Genomic DNA, 15,855 nt, shown 5'->3' with positions numbered 1-15,855 from the left:
AGTGGTTCTCGCCTGCCCTCAGGGGGCTCCCTGTTCGGCAAGCTCCTCGTCCAAAGCGGTCCTCGCCCACCCCAGAGCCCGTCCCGGCGCGTGGCCCTTGCGGGCCACCGCTGCCACGATCTTGCGCAGCGCCTTCTCCTGCTCGGGGCGCGACTGCAGCGAGGCAGCGCCCATGCGCGCCACGACGGCCCGGGCCTTGACCCGGGCGAGATCCGCTCCGAACTCGTCCTCCCGCTCCGGCTCGAGGCATTCGACCAGAGCGTCTTCGATCACGTCTGAGGGAACGCCCTTCTTGACGAGCTCCTCCCGAAGAGCGCGCGAGGCCACGCCCTTGGACTCCGAACGGGCTCGGATCCATCCCCGGGCGAACTCGCGGTCATCCACGAGTCCGACGTCCTCGAACCGCTCGAGCACCTCGTCCGCCACGTCCTCCGGGATCTCCTTCTCCAGGAGCTTGGAACGCAGCTGGGAGCGGGTCCGGGGCGCGGCGTTGAGGGAGCGGGTGGCGATGTTCCGGGCCTTCTCCTCGAGCTTCAGCCGCTCGGGATCCGGACCGGCCTCGCCAGCCGCCTGCCGCTCCGCGTACTCCTGCAGCTTGTCTTTGAGCGAGGCGAGGGCGTCCCGGTCACCGCCGGACTGCTCACGCGGCCCGCCGGCGCGGCCAGGACCGTCACCGGCGCTCTGCACCGCCCGGCTTTCCCGGCTATCAGGACTCTGCATGGCGACCGCTCGGCTCCGCTCTAGAAGGAGGCGCCTTCAGGCACCTCGAGGGGCTGGCCCTCCTGGGCCGCTTCCTCGATCTTGTCGATGCCCACGGCCTCACGGATGCGGCGCTCGATCTCATTGGCGAGCTCCGGGTTGTCCTTGAGGAACTGGCGCGCCTTCTCCTTGCCCTGGCCCAGCTGGTCACCGTCATAGGTGAACCAGGCGCCGGACTTCTTCACGATGTTGTTCTCCACTCCGAGGTCCAGGAGGCCGCCCTCGCGGGAGATGCCCTGGCCGTAGAGGATGTCGAACTCCGCCTGCTTGAACGGCGGCGCCATCTTGTTCTTCACGATCTTGGCCCGGGTGCGGTTGCCCACGGGCTCCGACCCCTCCTTGAGCGTCTCGATGCGGCGCACGTCAATGCGGACCGAGGCGTAGAACTTGAGCGCCTTGCCGCCCGTGGTGGTCTCCGGAGAGCCGAAGAAGACGCCGATCTTCTCGCGGAGCTGGTTGATGAAGATGGCCGTGGTCTTGGCCTGGTTGAGACGGCCCGTGATCTTGCGGAGCGCCTGCGACATGAGACGGGCTTGAAGACCGACGTGCGAGTCTCCCATCTCGCCCTCGATCTCCGCCTTGGGCACGAGCGCGGCCACGGAGTCCACCACGACCACGTCCAGGGAGCCGGAGCTCACCAGCATGTCCATGATCTCCAGCGCCTGCTCACCGGTGTCCGGCTGGGCCACAAGCAGAGCGTCCGTGTCCACGCCGAGCTTCTTGGCGTACTCCGGATCCAGGGCGTGCTCCGCATCGATGAACGCCGCGATGCCGCCGTTGCGCTGAGCATTGGCCACGGCGTGCAGCGCGACCGTGGTCTTGCCGGAGGACTCCGGGCCGTAGATCTCCACGACGCGGCCACGGGGAAGACCGCCGATGCCGAGCGCCACGTCCAGGGCGATGGACGAGGTGGAGATGGTCTCGATGGGCGCCCGGGTCTCCTCCCCGAGCCGCATGACGGAGCCCTTGCCGAACTGCTTGTCAATCTGGGCGAGGACGGTGTCCAGTGCCTTCTCGCGGTCCATCGCTGCTGCCATGATCAATCCTTTGCTCTGTGGGTGCACCCGCTGCGGCGGGGCGCACGCTCTTCTCAGCTTCCAGAGTCAACCCTAGGGAGAGCCCTGGACACTCTAAGCGCACGCGGCGCCGTTCGTGGATAACTTTCCTCGCGTCCCATCCTAGCGCTGTTCGAACATAAGTTCGAAAGACGGCGCGCCGGCGTCTAGCCCCGCCTCGACTCGGGACCTCGGCCAGCCCCGCCTCGACGCGCCTCGACTCGGAACCTCAGCCCGAATCGTCTCGGGGCCTCAGCCCGGCTCGGCCCTGGCGCCTCAGCCGAAATCGAGGCCCGAGGCGGGCTTCGGCTCGATGTCCCTGCCCAAACGGCGCTCCTGCGGCACGGACTGCTGCTCGCACACGGCCAGCCACACGGCCTTGGGGTCCACGCCGGCGGCCAGCGCCTCGGAGGCCGTCCTGCCGCCGACGCCGGGCAGGTGCAGGTCCCGCTTGAGCAGGGACGCGTATGCGGCTCCGAACTCGTCCGCCATGAGCCGATCGAACTCGCTCATCCTCATCCGGCTCTCTCCTCTCCGTCAGAACTGTCCCGTCAGCCCCGCCGTCGTCGTTCTCAGTGGTCCACACGCGCTGACGGGCAGCCCCGCAGGCGCGGGACTGCCCGTCAGCGTCTCGCCCTCCCACACCGGAGGGCGCTGGTCTCGGTGCGGATCTGCCTCAGGCCGTGGCCGCCGCCCGGCCGCCGTAGTCGGCCGCCATCTGGTCCGGCACGGTGTCCGGGACGGTCATGCCGAACGGGACGCCCTCCTGGAGCGCAATGCGGTCCGCAACGTCATGGAGCAGGCTCGACATCGGAACGTCGAGCGCTTCGGCGATCGAGGCGAGCAGCTCGCTCGAGGCCTCCTTCTGTCCGCGCTCCACCTCGGAGAGGTAGCCGAGCGAGACGCGGGCGTCATGGCTCACCTCTCGCAGGGTGCGCCCCTGGCGCTGGCGCGCCTCGCGGAGCACCTCGCCGATCTCATGCCGCAGGACGATCACCTTGGGCTCGAGGGGCTTGGCGGGGGCGGATTCGGACATGCCCACATCGCGCCAACGAACCACGCCGTTCACGGATACGGGTTGCTTTGCCATAGGTATGCTCACTCCTGGTCTCATACGTCCAGCCCCTCTCAGGCCGAGCCGGCATCACTCGCACGTCGGCTCGCAGGGCTGTCTGTGGATGCAACGACGGCGGCCGCGGCCTTATTCCCGAGCCGTCTCGCCGACATCCAGAGTTGAGCCGAGGCGACTCAGGCTCTTGGTCAAGGCTACCGGCTCCCGGGCCCTGAGGCCGCCCGATCCCGAGCTCCGGACGGCATTTCGGGGCAATTGCCGGACGGGGACTAGCTGGCGTCCAGGTCCGGACCGCCGGCGTCCTCCGGCAGCTGCCGCAGGGCCTCCGCCACGAGCGCGATGGCCGCCTCCGCCGCTCCGGCGCGCACCGCGGCCCGGTCCCCCGGGAGCGAGAGGCGGCGAGGGGCCAGCCCCGTCACGGCGATCCACACGGTCCCGGCTTCCTGCTCCCCCACCGGGTCAGGGCCGGCCACACCCGTCGTCGCCACCGCGAGATCCGCACCGCACGCTCGCCGCGCTCCCTCGGCCATCTGACGGGCGACCTCGCCGTCCACCGGGCCGGTCTCCGCGAGGCGATCGGGGTCCACCCCGGCAAGGGACTCCTTGAGGTCCGTCGCGTAGGTGACCAGGCCGCCGCGGAGCACCGCGGAGGCGCCGGGCACGTCCGCGATCCGGGCGCTCACGAGGCCGGCCGTCAGGGACTCGCACGCGGCCAGCGTCAGGCCGCGGCGGGTGCACTCTTCGACGACGTGCCTCGCCCCGGTCTCCCCGGAGCCGCCCGACGCGCCCTCGCCCTCCGCAGGCCGGGGCTGCTCAGCGCTCACGGCCGGCCTTGGACGAGCGGACGAGCTGAGCCGCCTTGACCGCGTAGTCCACGCCCGTCACCACCGTGACGACGAGGGCGGCGTACATGACGATGAGCGCCACGATGTGCCACACGGGATTCGCCGCGAACGGGATGAGCAGCAGGACGAGGCCCGCGGCCTGGAGGACCGTCTTCAGCTTGCCGCCCTTGGACGCCGCCATGACGCCGTGGCGCACCACCGCCAGGCGCAGCAGGGTGATCCCCCACTCCCGCACCAGGATGAGGACCGTGACCCACCAGGGCAGGTCTCCCACGAGGGAGAGGAGGATCATCGCGGAGCCGGTCAGCGCCTTGTCCGCGATCGGGTCGGCGATCTTGCCGAAGTCCGTGATGAGGTTCCGGCGCCGGGCGATCTGCCCGTCCAGCATGTCCGTGTACATCGCGAGGCCGAAGAGGACCAGCGCGATCCAGCGGGCCACGCCGTAGCGCGGGTCACCCCAGGGCTCCCCCGCCCTGGACGCGTCCGCCACGAGGGCCCAGATGAAGAACGGGATCATGGCGATCCGGCCCATCGTGAGCACGTTCGGCAGGTTCCAGACCTGGCGGCTCACGTCGGGCTCGGCGGCTCGGGGCGTCGGGGTGCTCACGGTGCCAGCCTAGCGGCCCGTCAGGTTCCAGGCGTCCTCGGACTCGGAGGACTCGACCTCCTCGAGGCCGGCCATCCGCGCCTCCGCGTCCCGGGAGACGGCGTCGGAGCCGTACGGGTCCTCCTCGGAGGACGGTCCGCGGTGGTTCTCGTTGGCGTTCTCCGCCAGCGCGGCGGACTGCGCGTCCGAGCCGGCCTCCTGTGGGTCGTCGCCCCGGATCGCCGCGAGGGTCGCGGCGAGGTCGTCGGGCTTGACGAGCACGTCGCGCGCCTTCGAGCCCTCCGAGGGGCCGACGACGCCGCGGGACTCCATGAGGTCCATGAGGCGGCCGGCCTTGGCGAAGCCCACGCGGAGCTTGCGCTGGAGCATCGAGGTCGAGCCGAACTGGGTGGTGACGACGAGCTCCACGGCCTGCAGCAGGACGTCGAGATCGTCGCCGATCTCCTCGTCGATCTGCTTCTTGGGCGCGTCCGCCGCAACGTCGTCGCGGTACTCGGTCTTCATCTGGCCCTTGACGTGCTCGACGACGCGCTCGATCTCGGACTCGTTCACCCACGCGCCCTGCACGCGCATGGGCTTCGAGGCGCCCATCGGGAGGAAGAGGGCGTCGCCCTGGCCGATGAGCTTCTCCGCGCCCGGCTGGTCGAGGACCACGCGGGAGTCCGTCACGGAGGACGTGGCGAACGCCATGCGGGAGGGCACGTTCGCCTTGATGAGGCCCGTGACCACGTCCACGGACGGGCGCTGCGTCGCGAGGACGAGGTGAATGCCGGCCGCGCGGGCCAGCTGCGTGATGCGGACGATCGAGTCCTCGACGTCCCTCGGCGCCACCATCATGAGGTCGGCGAGCTCGTCCACGATGACGAGCAGGTACGGGTACGGCCGCAGGACCCGCTTCGAGTCCGGCGGGAGCTGCACCTTTCCGGCGCGGACGGCCTTGTTGAAGTCGTCGATGTGCTTGAAGCCGAAGTTGGCGAGGTCGTCGTAGCGGGTGTCCATCTCGCGGACCACCCACTGGAGGGCCTCCGCGGCCTTCTTCGGGTTAGTGATGATCGGCGTGATGAGGTGCGGCACGCCCTCGTACGCCGTGAGCTCCACGCGCTTCGGGTCCACCATGACCATGCGGACCTCGTCCGGCGTGGCGCGCATGAGGATCGACGTGATCATCGAGTTGACGAACGAGGACTTGCCCGCGCCGGTGGCGCCGGCCACGAGCATGTGCGGCATCTTGGCGAGGTTGGCCACGACATAGCCGCCCTCGACGTCCTTGCCGACGCCCATGACCATGGGGTGTTCGCTCTTGCGGGCCACGTTCGAGCGCAGGACGTCGCCGAGCGAGACCGTCTCGCGGTCCGCGTTGGGGATCTCGATGCCGATCGCGGACTTGCCCGGGATCGGGCTGAGGATGCGCACGTCCGAGCTGGCCACGGCGTAGGAGATGTTCTTGGACAGCGCCGTGACGCGCTCGACCTTCGTGCCGGGGGCGAGCTCGATCTCGTAGCGCGTGACGGTCGGGCCGCGCGAGAAGCCCGTGACGCTCGCGTCCACCTTGAACTGCTGGAGCGTCTCGGTCAGCGCGTGGACCACCTGGTCGTTGACCTCGCTGCGCTCCTTCGCCGCCGGGCCCGCCGGGAGGAAATCGGGGCTCGGGAGCACGTAGGCCACCTCGCCGTCGAGGCTCAGCTGCTCGCTTCCGCTCGGCATGGGCTCGCGGACCGTCGAGAGCGCCGTCGTCGGCTGCTCGCTGCGGTCGTTCGCCTCGTCCGCTCCCCCGCCGGACTTGGGGCTCAGGCCCTGGCTGCGGCGCAGCTCGTCCGCGCGCAGCTCTGCCTGGGTGGGACGGCGGACGCCGGGAGGCACTGCGGGTCCGCTCTCCTCCTCGACGTCCTCGGGCGCGATGACGGCCGTCTCGAACGCGTCCGGATCCGAGTCCGCGCCCGAAGGCGAGGCCGACGGCGAGGCCGACGGCGCTGCGCCGGCGGAGTGCGATCCGGCGCGGCCGCCCTGCTCCGCCGGGGCACCGGCATGCGAGCCCTCGCGCTCGTCCTCGGAGCCGAAGACCTCGGCGGCGTCGAACGGGGCGTTCGGGTCCCGCTCCGGGCGGCGGGGGGCCTGGGGAGGCCGCTCGGCGTCGAACACGTCCTGCGTGCGCTGGTGGCCGCGGGCCTGCGCACCCTGACGGCGGCTGCGCACGGCCTGGCCGGCAGCGTCGTCGTCCCGCTCGGACGAGGCGTCCTCACGGGCGCCGTGTTCGCGGTCCTCGACGAGCGCGGAGTCGAAGGCGACATCGCCCTCGCGCTCGTCCTCGAACTCGTCCTCCTGCGCGCCGAAGAGGCGGGCGAAGAGCCCGCGGCGCTTCGCGGGGGCCTCGTGGCGGCGGCCCTCGTGCTGGGTGAGGTAGGACTGGTCGTGCGGCTCGCCCTCGCCGGAGAGGCCGAACTCCGCCGAGCGCTCCTCGGCACGGGGATCCTCGCCGATGAGACGGTGAGCGGCCTGCGAGACGCGGTACGGAACGTGCCGCACCGGCGTGGCCGTCAGGATGAGCAGGCCGACGAGCCCGACGAGGACCATGATGAGCCCCGCGGGAACGGCGGTGACGACGGCGGCGAGCGCGCCGCCCGTCACCGAGCCGAGCAGTCCGCCCGCCCGGTCGGACGCAGCGGAGAGAAGGGCGGGCGCGCCGCTGAAGCCCTGGACCGCCCCGGCCGCGCCGAGGAGCAGGACGAACTCGCCGATGGAGATGCGCCCGTTCGCCCGGTGCTCCGCGGGATGCCGGAACATGCGCCAGGCGTTGATGCCGAGGCCCAGCGGGATCAGCACCGCCGTGGCGCCGAAGAGCGTGGCCAGAACCCGGCCGACGGCCGCGAACGGGCCGCCTGCGGACGGGAACCATGCGGCCAGGGCCACGAGCACCGCCAGGACGAGCAGGAAGAGGCCGGAGCCGTCCCTGCGCTCAGACTGCGGGATCCTCAGGTTGCGGCCCAGCTGGCGGAAGGCCGCGCCCACGGGCGAGGCCACCACCATCCAGGCGGCATAGAGGAACCGCGCCACAGGCGAGGTCTCCTCAAGAGGGTCCTCGCTCTGTGCTGCGGTGCTGGCAGCGGAGGACGAGGGCTTCTTCTTGACGCTCGACGTCTTCTTGGCCCGTCCTTGCTGCGACTTGGGGGAAGTGCTCGTCGCCATACCCTCAAAACTACCAGGCAGGCGTCAGCACTAGGCCTCGAGGACCACCGGGACGATCATCGGACGGCGGCGGTGCTTGCGGTTGACCCACGTGCCGATGACGCGGCGGACCGTCTGCTGCAGCTGGTGCACCGAGTGCTCCCGGCCGTGCGCGGCCTTCTCCAGCTCGGCGACGATCTTGGGCCGGATCTCCTCGAAGACCTCGTCGTCGGGCGCGAAGCCGCGGGCGTGGATCTCCGGGCCGGAGATGATCTTGCCCGTGTCCCGGTTGACCACCGTGATGACGGAGATGAAGCCCTCCTCGGAGAGGACGCGGCGGTCCTTGAGGTCGTCGTCGGTGATCTCGCCCACAGAGGAGCCGTCCACGTAGATGTAGCCGCACTCGACCTGGCCGACGAACTTGGCCACGCCGTTTTTGAGGTCCAGGACCGACCCGTCCTCGCCGAGGAGGACCCGCTCCGGGGGCACGCCCGTGTCGATCGCGAGCTTGCCGCTCGCGATGAGGTGCCGTGTCTCGCCGTGGACCGGCAGGACGTTCTTCGGCTTCAGGATGTTGTAGCAGTAGAGCAGCTCGCCGGCGGCGGCGTGGCCCGAGACGTGGATCTTCGCCATGCCCTTGTGGATGACGTCCGCGCCGAGCTTGAGCAGCCCGTTGATGACGCGGAACACCGCGTTCTCGTTGCCCGGGATGAGCGAGGACGCGAGGATGACCGTGTCCCCCTTGCCCACCTGGACGCGGTGGTCGCCGTTGGCCATGCGGGAGAGGGCCGCCATCGGCTCGCCCTGGGAGCCGGTGGACATGAGGACCACGCGGTCCTGCGGGAGGTCGTCCACCTTCTTGATGTCCACGATGATGCCGTCCGGCACGTTGAGGTAGCCGAGCTTCTCGGCGATCTGCATGTTGCGGACCATGGAGCGGCCCACGAACGCCACCTTGCGCTTGTGCGCCGCCGCGGCGTCGAGCACCTGCTGGACGCGGTGGATGTGGGAGGAGAAGGAGGCGACGATGATGCGCTTCTTCACCTGGCCGAAGAGCCGCTCGAGGACCGGGCCGATCTCCCGCTCCGCCGTGGTGAACCCGGGCACGTCCGCGTTGGTCGAGTCCGGGACGAAGAGGTCCACGCCCTCCTCGCCGAGGCGGGCGAAGGCGCGCAGGTCCGTGATGCGGCCGTCGAGCGGCAGCTGGTCCATCTTGAAGTCGCCCGTGTGGAGCACCGTGCCGGCGCTCGTGCGGAAGAAGACGGCGAGCGCGTCCGGGATCGAGTGGTTGACCGCCACGAACTCGCAGGAGAACGGGCCGATCTGCTCGACCTGTCCCTCGGTCACCTCGAGGCACAGCGGCTTGATGCGGTGCTCGAGCAGCTTCGCCTCGACGAGCGCGAGCGTGAGCGTGGAGCCGATGAGCGGGATGTCCCGCCGCATCCGCAGAAGGTACGGGACGGCGCCGATGTGGTCCTCGTGGCCGTGGGTCAGGACGATGCCGACGACGTCGTCGAGCCGGTTCTCGATGTAGGAGAAGTCCGGCAGGATCAGGTCGACGCCGGGCTGCTCCTCCTCCGGGAAGAGGACGCCGCAGTCCACGATGAGGAGCTTTCCGTTCAGCTCGTACACCGTCATGTTGCGGCCGATCTCGCCGAGACCACCGAGCGGGACGATCCTCAGCGTGTCCGCCTTCAGCTTGGGCGGTCGCTGGAGTCCTACGGGTGCCTCTTGCATGTAAACCTCTTTCTGGCCTCAGCCGTTGAGAGCCGGGATCTCCCAGCTCGATTCGGCCATGGCGGCGAGGACGGGCGCGAGCTCGTCCTCGCTCGCCCGCACGAGGGGAAGCCTCACGTCAGCGGAGGAGATCACCCCGGCCCGTGCGAGCAGCTCCTTGGCTGCCATGGCGCCTGGAATGTGCGACATCACCGCGCGCACAACGGGTTCAAGCTCATAGTGGGCGGTCCGGGCGGCCGCGACGTCGCCCGACGCCGCGGCGTCCGCCATGCGGCGGAACAGCGGCGCGGCCACGTGGGCCGTCACGGAGACGACGCCGAGGGCGCCGACCGAGAGAAGGGGAAGCGTCAGCGCGTCCTCCCCCGAGTAGACGCCGAGGTCCGTCTTGGCGATGACCTCGCTCGTCGCGGCGATGTCCCCCTTGGCGTCCTTGAGCGCCAGGACCGTCTCGATCTCAGCGAGGCGCTGCATCGTCGCCGTCGTGATGGGGATGCCGGCGCGGCCCGGGATGTCATAGACCATGATCGGCAGGTCCGTGGCCCTGGCCACGGCCTCGAAGTGGCCCAGAACGCCGGACTGGGTGGGCTTGTTGTAGTACGGCGTCACCACGAGCTGGCCGTCCGCGCCCGCCTTGACTGCGCGGTGCGCCATCTCCACCGAGTGGCTCGTGTGGTTGGTGCCTGTTCCCGCGATGACCGTGGCCCGTCCGCCGACCGCGTTCACGACGGCGCGGACGAGGTCCTCCTTCTCCTGGTCCTCGAGCGTGGAGGTCTCTCCGGTGGTGCCGGAGACCACGAGGGAGTCGCAGCCGTTCCGGACGAGGTAGTCCGCGAGGCGCTCGGCCTCGGGGAAGTCCACTGCTCCCTCGGCCGTGAAGGGGGTGACCATGGCCGTGGAGACGGTGCCGAAGACGTCAGTGACGCGGGGGGACGCAGCCGAAGTGCTCATGCGCCTAGCCTACCCGTCCCTCTGCCCCGGACTTCTCGAGGGAGATCGCCGTGCGGGCGGCCCGACGGGCGCGCCGCCGGTCCCCTGCCGCGTCATATGCGAGGGACAGGCGGTACCAGACGCGCCAGTCCTCCGGCGCGGCCTCCGCCTCCGCCTGATAGCGGGCGAACTGCTCGTCCGCCGCCGAGCGCACGATCCGGCCGCCGGGAGTCCTCGGAAGCGTGTCCTCCGGAAGGCCGCCCTCCTTCTCGAGGATCGCGGCCAGGCGCTGTGAGGCGAAGCCGAACACGATCTCCCGCCACATCGTCCACGCGCCCACGGCGCCGATGACGAGGAACGCGGCCCCGATCCCCTTGGCCGCCGGCTCCGGCTGGACGAGGAACAGCACGCCGCGGCTCACGACGAGCCCCAGGAAGAACAGCCCGAGGACGACGACGGCGGCCACCCACAGCTTGGTGCGGGTCACGCTCCGATCCCCAGGTCCAGGTAGGCGTCGAGGCCGTAGGCCAGCCCCGGACGGGAGGCGACCTCGCGGAGGCCCAGCAGGACGCCGGGCATGAACGAGGCCCGGTCGAACGAGTCGTGGCGGATGGTCAGCTGCTCGCCCTCCCCGCCGAGGAGGACCTCCTGGTGGGCCACCAGCCCGCGCAGCCGCACGGCGTGGACGTGCACGCCGTCCACCACCGCGCCGCGGGCGCCGTCCAGCTGGGACTCCGTGGCGTCCGGCGAGGCGGGCACGCCCGCCTCCTCGCGGGAGCGGGCGATGAGCTCGGCCGTGCGGACCGCCGTGCCCGAGGGGGCGTCCACCTTGTTCGGGTGGTGCAGCTCAACGAGCTCCACCGATTCGAAGTACCGGGACGCGGCCGCGGCGAAGGCCGAGGCCAGGACGCTCCCCACCGCGAAGCTGGGTGCAATGAGGACGCCGGTCTCCGGGTGCTCGGCCAGGAGCCGCTCGAGCTCGGCGCGCTTGGACTCGTCCCAGCCCGTGGTGCCCACCACAGCGTGCAGGCCGTGCTCCACGGCGAAGCGGACGTTCGCCTCCGTGGCCGAGGGGACGGTGAGGTCCACGAGGTGCGTGGCGCCGGCCTCGAGCACGGACTCCAGCGGGTCCGATGAGCCGAGGGCGGCCACGAGCTCCATGTCCGGTGCGGACTCCACGGCCTTGACGGCCTCGGAGCCCATGCGTCCGCTCTTGCCCAGGACGGCGACCTTGATCATGCTCGGCTCTCCTCTCGTGTGGTCCGCTCGAAGTCCACGAGGGCCTCGAGCGCCTCGTCGATCTCGCCCGCGACGCGCTGGAACACGGCGTCCTTCTGGCGGAAGGGATCCTCGATGTCCGCGCCGCCGAGCCGGCGGAGCCGCGGACCGGCTGTCAAGGCCGCGCCGAGGAGGCCCGCCCAGCGCTCGCGCAGAGGGCGTCCCCGGAGCCGTTCCAGCTCGTCGGGGGCGAGGCCGCGGGCCGCCGCGGCCATCTCGTTCAGGGTGAAGGTGCGCTTGAGCGCAGCCGGGGACATGCGCAGCAGCTCGTCCCGGTGCTCTCCGGACAGGGCGACGACGGCGTCCGCCATGTCGAGCAGAGCGCGGCTGATCCGCCGGGACTCGAAGTCCGAGGAGTCGATCCCCCGCTCCGCGAGGTAGCCGTCCATCGGCGGCTCCACGGGCCTGCGCGGCAGTCCGAGCGTTCCGGCCGAGCCGACCTCGAACTCCCCCGGGGCCGCCGCGTCGAGCCCGTCCTGGAGAACGTGCTCGGCGTACGCGGACCGGCAGATGTTGCCCGTGCAGACCATGAGAATGCGGTAAGGCGCGTCCTGGGCCGCCTGAAGGGAGCCCTCTTGCGCGGAGGAGGACGGAGCGGCGCTCATCTGGTCAGCGCTTATCGTGTCGGCGCTCATCGTATCTGCGCTCGTCATGTCAGCGGTCCTTCCAGGGCGGAGGCGAGGACGGCGTGGTCGTCGATGCGGCCGACCACGACCGCGGTGGGAGCAGTGTCGATGAGCACCCGCGCAAGCTCCTGCACGTCCTCGCGGGTGACGGCGTCGATGCGCCGCAGAGCCTCGTCCGCGTCCACGAACTCCCCGGTCACGAGCTCCGAGCGGCCCAGGCGGGTCATCCGAGCCCCGGGGTCCTCGAGGGCCATGACGGAGGCTCCGGCGATCTGCCCGCGGGCGCGGATGATCTCCTCCTCCGTGACTCCGTGCTCCGCGAAGTCCCGGAGAACGGCCCGGATCACCCGGATCACGTCCGCCGTGCGGTGCGGAGAACAGCCGGCGTAGACGCCGAAGTACCCGGTGTCCGAGAACGAGCTCGCGAACGAGTAGACCGCGTAGGCCATCCCGCGCTTCTCCCGGACCTCCTGGAAGAGGCGCGAGGACATGCCTCCGCCGAGGATCGCGTTGAGGACGCTCAGCGTGTAGCGCCGCTCGTCCGTCGCGTGGATGCCGGGCGCGCCGAGGATGACATGGGTCTGCTCAGAGTCCCGCGGGACGGCCGTGAGCCCCGTCGTCGGGCGGATGTCCGCGGGATCGCTGGCCCGCCGGGAGACGGGCTCCGCCGGAGACTCGAGGTCCCATCCGGCTGCCTCGAGACGCTCGCGCACCAGCGCGCAGAACTTCTCGTGGTCCAGCCCGCCCGCGGCCGTGATGACGAGGTCCTGCGGACGGTAGTGCGCGCGGTAGTGCGCGACGACGGCCTCGCGCGGCACAGCCCGGATGGCCTCCGGAGTGCCGCCGATGGGCAGGCCGAGCGGGTGCGTCCCGAGCACGGCCTGGGCGAAGCGCTCGTGGGCCACCTCGGTGAGGTCGTCCGCGTCCATCGCGAGCTCCTCGAGGATGACGTCCCGCTCCTGCTCGAGGTCGTCCGGATCGATCCTCGCGCCTGTGACCATGTCCGCGATGACGTCCACGGCCTGCGGGAGGTCCCGGCTGAGCACGCGGGCGTAGTAGCAGGTGCTCTCTTTGGCGGTGGCGGCGTTGGACTCGCCGCCCACCGAGTCGAACACCTCGGCGATCTCGAGCGCGCTGCGGCGCCCGGTGCCCTTGAAGAGGAGGTGCTCCAGGAAGTGCGTGGAGCCCTCGTGCCCCGGGGCCTCGTCCCGGGAGCCGACGCCCAGCCAGAAGCCCACGGTGGCCGAGCGCATGGTGGGCATGTGCTCCGTGAGCACGCGCACCCCGGAGGGGAAGACGGTGCGCATGACGCGCGCACCGCCTTCCCCCTCATGGATGATCGAGTCCGCCCCGTCTGGTCCGGCCGTCAGGGGCAGAGCTGCGACGTCGCTCAAGCTGAGGTTCCCTTAGGACTCGTCAGCCTGGGCCTCGCCGCCCTGCTCCTCGTCGGCGACGACGGGGGCCAGGGACAGCTTGCCGCGGTCGTCGATCTTCGTGATCTCGACCTGGACCTTCTGGCCCACCTCGACGACGTCCTCGACGTCCTCGACGCGCTTGCCGCCCGCGAGCTTGCGCAGCTCGGAGATGTGCAGGAGGCCGTCCTTGCCCGGGGTGAGGGAGACGAAGGCGCCGAACGACGTGGTCTTGACGACCGTGCCGAGGTAGCGCTCGCCGACCTCCGGGACCTGCGGGTTGGCGATCGCGTTGATCGCCGAGCGCGCGGCCTCGGCGGCGGTGCCGTCCGTGGCACCGATGAGCACGGTGCCGTCGTCCTCGATGGAGATGTCCGCGCCCGTGTCCTCCTGGATCTGGTTGATGACCTTGCCCTTCGGGCCGATCACCTCGCCGATCTTGTCCACCGGGATCTTGACGGAGATGATGCGCGGTGCGAACGGGCTCATCTCGTCCGGAGCGTCGATGGCCTGCGTGAGGACGTCCAGGATGTGCAGGCGCGCCTCGCGGGCCTGGGTCAGCGCGGCGGCGAGGACCGAGGCCGGGATGCCGTCCAGCTTGGTGTCCAGCTGGATCGCCGTGACGAACTCGGACGTGCCGGCCACCTTGAAGTCCATGTCGCCGAACGCGTCCTCGGCGCCGAGGATGTCCGTGAGCGCCGCGTAGCGGGTCTCGCCGTCCACCTGGTCCGAGACGAGGCCCATGGCGATGCCCGCCACCGGGGCCTTGAGCGGCACGCCGGCGTTGAGCAGCGAGAGCGTCGAGGCGCAGACGGAGCCCATCGACGTCGAACCGTTGGAGCCGAGCGCCTCGGAGACCTGGCGGATCGCGTACGGGAACTCCTCGCGGCTCGGCAGGACCGGCACGAGGGCGCGCTCGGCGAGGGCGCCGTGGCCGATCTCGCGGCGCTTCGGCGAGCCGACGCGACCCGTCTCACCCGTGGAGTACGGCGGGAAGTTGTAGTTGTGCATGTAGCGCTTCGACTTCTCCGGGGAGAGCGAGTCGATCTGCTGCTCCATCTTGAGCATGTTGAGCGTGGTGACGCCCATGATCTGGGTCTCGCCGCGCTCGAAGATGGCGGAGCCGTGCACGCGCGGCAGGACCTCGACCTCGGCGCTGAGAGCGCGGATGTCGGTGAGGCCGCGGCCGTCGATGCGGACCTGGTCCCGCAGGATGCGCTGGCGGATGGTCTGCTTGGTCACCGAGTTGAACGCGGCGGCCACTTCCTTCTCGCGGCCCTCGAACGGCTTGCCCTCGCCCGCGAGGTCCTCGATCGTCGCCTGGATGAGCTCGTCCGAGGCGGCCTCGCGCTCCTGCTTGCCGGCGATCTGGAACACGCGGGCGAGCTCCTCGCCGGCGCGGTCCTGGACGGCCTTGAGGACCTCGTCGTCGTAGTCGCCGAACGTCGGCAGCTCGAGGGCCGGCTTGTCCACGCGGCGCGCGAGCTCGGCCTGGGCCTCGCAGAGGGCGCGGATGAACGGCTTGGCGGACTCGAGGCCCTCGGCCACGATCTCCTCGGTCGGCGCCACGGCACCGTCCTCCTTGATGAGGCTCCAGGAGTTGTCGGTGGCCTCGGCCTCGACCATCATGATCGCGACGTCGTCGCCCACCACACGGCCGGCCACGACCATGTCGAAGACCGCGTTCTGGAGCTGGCTGTGCGTCGGGAACGCGACCCACTGGTTCGCGCCGCCCTCGGTCACGAGCGCCACGCGAACGCCGCCGATGGGGCCCGAGAACGGAGCGCCGGTGAGCTGCGTGGACATCGAGGCGGCGTTGATGGCCACCACGTCGTAGAGCTCCTCCGGGTTGATCGCGAGAACGGTCACGACGACCTGGACCTCGTTGCGCAGGCCCTTGACGAACGCCGGGCGGAGCGGGCGGTCGATGAGGCGGCAGGCGAGGATCGCGTCCGTCGAGGGGCGGCCCTCGCGGCGGAAGAACGAGCCGGGGATGCGGCCGGCGGCGTACATGCGCTCCTCGACGTCCACCGTGAGGGGGAAGAAGTCGAAGCCCTCGCGCGGCGACTTGCCGATCGCGGTGGCGGAGAGGAGCGTCGTGTCGTCGTCGATCGTGACGAGCGCGGAGCCGGCGGCCTGCTTGGCGAGGCGGCCGGTCTCGAAGCGGATGGTGCGCTTGCCGAAGCGGCCGTTGTCGATGACGGCCTCGGTGTACTGAACGTCAGTGCCCTCCACGAGGACCTTCCTTTCGTGAGATTCCATGTGAATCCCCCGCGCCGGTGATGCCGATCCGGTCTTCGATCGAGGCCCACGGGCGTGTTCGCCGCAGCCGGTGCCCGGCTGGCGTCATCCCGGAGGCCACTACCGAGGACCGC

At 70.7% G+C, this 15,855-nt stretch carries 14 protein-coding genes; all 14 read right to left on the bottom strand.

What is annotated here, in order from left to right; all coding sequences use genetic code 11:
• Positions 1-18: 18 nt before the first annotated feature.
• Positions 19-687 (bottom strand): regulatory protein RecX, encoded by a 669-nt coding sequence (locus H9I38_RS04855; protein ID WP_226337610.1) that lies wholly within the window; start codon positions 685-687, stop codon positions 19-21.
• A gap of 53 nt (positions 688-740) precedes the next feature.
• A complete protein-coding gene (recA, locus tag H9I38_RS04850; RefSeq protein WP_226337609.1) occupies positions 741-1,796 on the bottom strand; it encodes a recombinase RecA in 1,056 nt (351 codons plus the stop codon).
• A gap of 294 nt (positions 1,797-2,090) precedes the next feature.
• Positions 2,091-2,333 carry a DUF3046 domain-containing protein gene (locus H9I38_RS04845; RefSeq protein ID WP_226337608.1) on the bottom strand — a complete coding sequence of 81 codons (243 nt, stop codon included), beginning with the start codon at positions 2,331-2,333 and terminating at the stop codon, positions 2,091-2,093.
• 157 nt (positions 2,334-2,490) lie between these two features.
• Complete coding sequence (locus H9I38_RS04840; protein ID WP_319002179.1) at positions 2,491-2,904, bottom strand: helix-turn-helix transcriptional regulator; 414 nt, start codon at positions 2,902-2,904, stop codon at positions 2,491-2,493.
• Between the two features lie 251 nt (positions 2,905-3,155).
• A complete protein-coding gene (locus tag H9I38_RS04835; protein WP_226337606.1) occupies positions 3,156-3,710 on the bottom strand; it encodes a CinA family protein in 555 nt (184 codons plus the stop codon).
• Entirely contained in the window at positions 3,700-4,338 is a 639-nt protein-coding gene (gene pgsA, locus H9I38_RS04830; protein WP_226337605.1) for a CDP-diacylglycerol--glycerol-3-phosphate 3-phosphatidyltransferase, read from the bottom strand. The genes H9I38_RS04835 and pgsA overlap by 11 nt, the downstream gene beginning before the upstream one ends.
• A gap of 9 nt (positions 4,339-4,347) precedes the next feature.
• The gene (locus tag H9I38_RS04825) at positions 4,348-7,521 is read right to left on the bottom strand and encodes a DNA translocase FtsK 4TM domain-containing protein (protein ID WP_226337604.1); all 3,174 of its coding nucleotides are present in this window, start codon (positions 7,519-7,521) and stop codon (positions 4,348-4,350) included.
• A gap of 30 nt (positions 7,522-7,551) precedes the next feature.
• Positions 7,552-9,237: a ribonuclease J gene (locus H9I38_RS04820; RefSeq protein WP_226337603.1), complete on the bottom strand. Its 1,686-nt coding sequence runs from the start codon at positions 9,235-9,237 to the stop codon at positions 7,552-7,554.
• An 18-nt stretch (positions 9,238-9,255) separates the two neighbouring features.
• Positions 9,256-10,185 carry a 4-hydroxy-tetrahydrodipicolinate synthase gene (gene dapA, locus H9I38_RS04815; RefSeq protein ID WP_226337602.1) on the bottom strand — a complete coding sequence of 310 codons (930 nt, stop codon included), beginning with the start codon at positions 10,183-10,185 and terminating at the stop codon, positions 9,256-9,258.
• A 4-nt stretch (positions 10,186-10,189) separates the two neighbouring features.
• Positions 10,190-10,651, bottom strand: coding sequence for a hypothetical protein (locus tag H9I38_RS04810; protein ID WP_226337601.1), 462 nt, complete (start codon positions 10,649-10,651; stop codon positions 10,190-10,192).
• Positions 10,648-11,403 carry a 4-hydroxy-tetrahydrodipicolinate reductase gene (gene dapB / locus H9I38_RS04805; protein ID WP_226337600.1) on the bottom strand — a complete coding sequence of 252 codons (756 nt, stop codon included), beginning with the start codon at positions 11,401-11,403 and terminating at the stop codon, positions 10,648-10,650. Before dapB ends, H9I38_RS04810 begins: the two co-directional genes overlap by 4 nt.
• Positions 11,400-12,095: a hypothetical protein gene (locus tag H9I38_RS04800; RefSeq protein WP_226337599.1), complete on the bottom strand. Its 696-nt coding sequence runs from the start codon at positions 12,093-12,095 to the stop codon at positions 11,400-11,402. Before H9I38_RS04800 ends, dapB begins: the two co-directional genes overlap by 4 nt.
• A complete protein-coding gene (locus H9I38_RS04795; protein ID WP_413463518.1) occupies positions 12,092-13,462 on the bottom strand; it encodes a M16 family metallopeptidase in 1,371 nt (456 codons plus the stop codon). Before H9I38_RS04795 ends, H9I38_RS04800 begins: the two co-directional genes overlap by 4 nt.
• Before the next feature lie 12 nt (positions 13,463-13,474).
• Positions 13,475-15,742, bottom strand: a complete 2,268-nt coding sequence (locus H9I38_RS04790) for a polyribonucleotide nucleotidyltransferase (RefSeq protein ID WP_264177385.1) — start codon at positions 15,740-15,742, stop codon at positions 13,475-13,477.
• Positions 15,743-15,855 lie beyond the last annotated feature (113 nt).

The organism is Arthrobacter sp. UM1 (assembly GCF_020483305.1).
Classification (GTDB): Bacteria; Actinomycetota; Actinomycetes; order Actinomycetales; family Micrococcaceae; genus Falsarthrobacter.
Note: the sequence above shows the minus strand (reverse complement) of the source record. Positions and strands in the feature narration are given on the sequence as shown.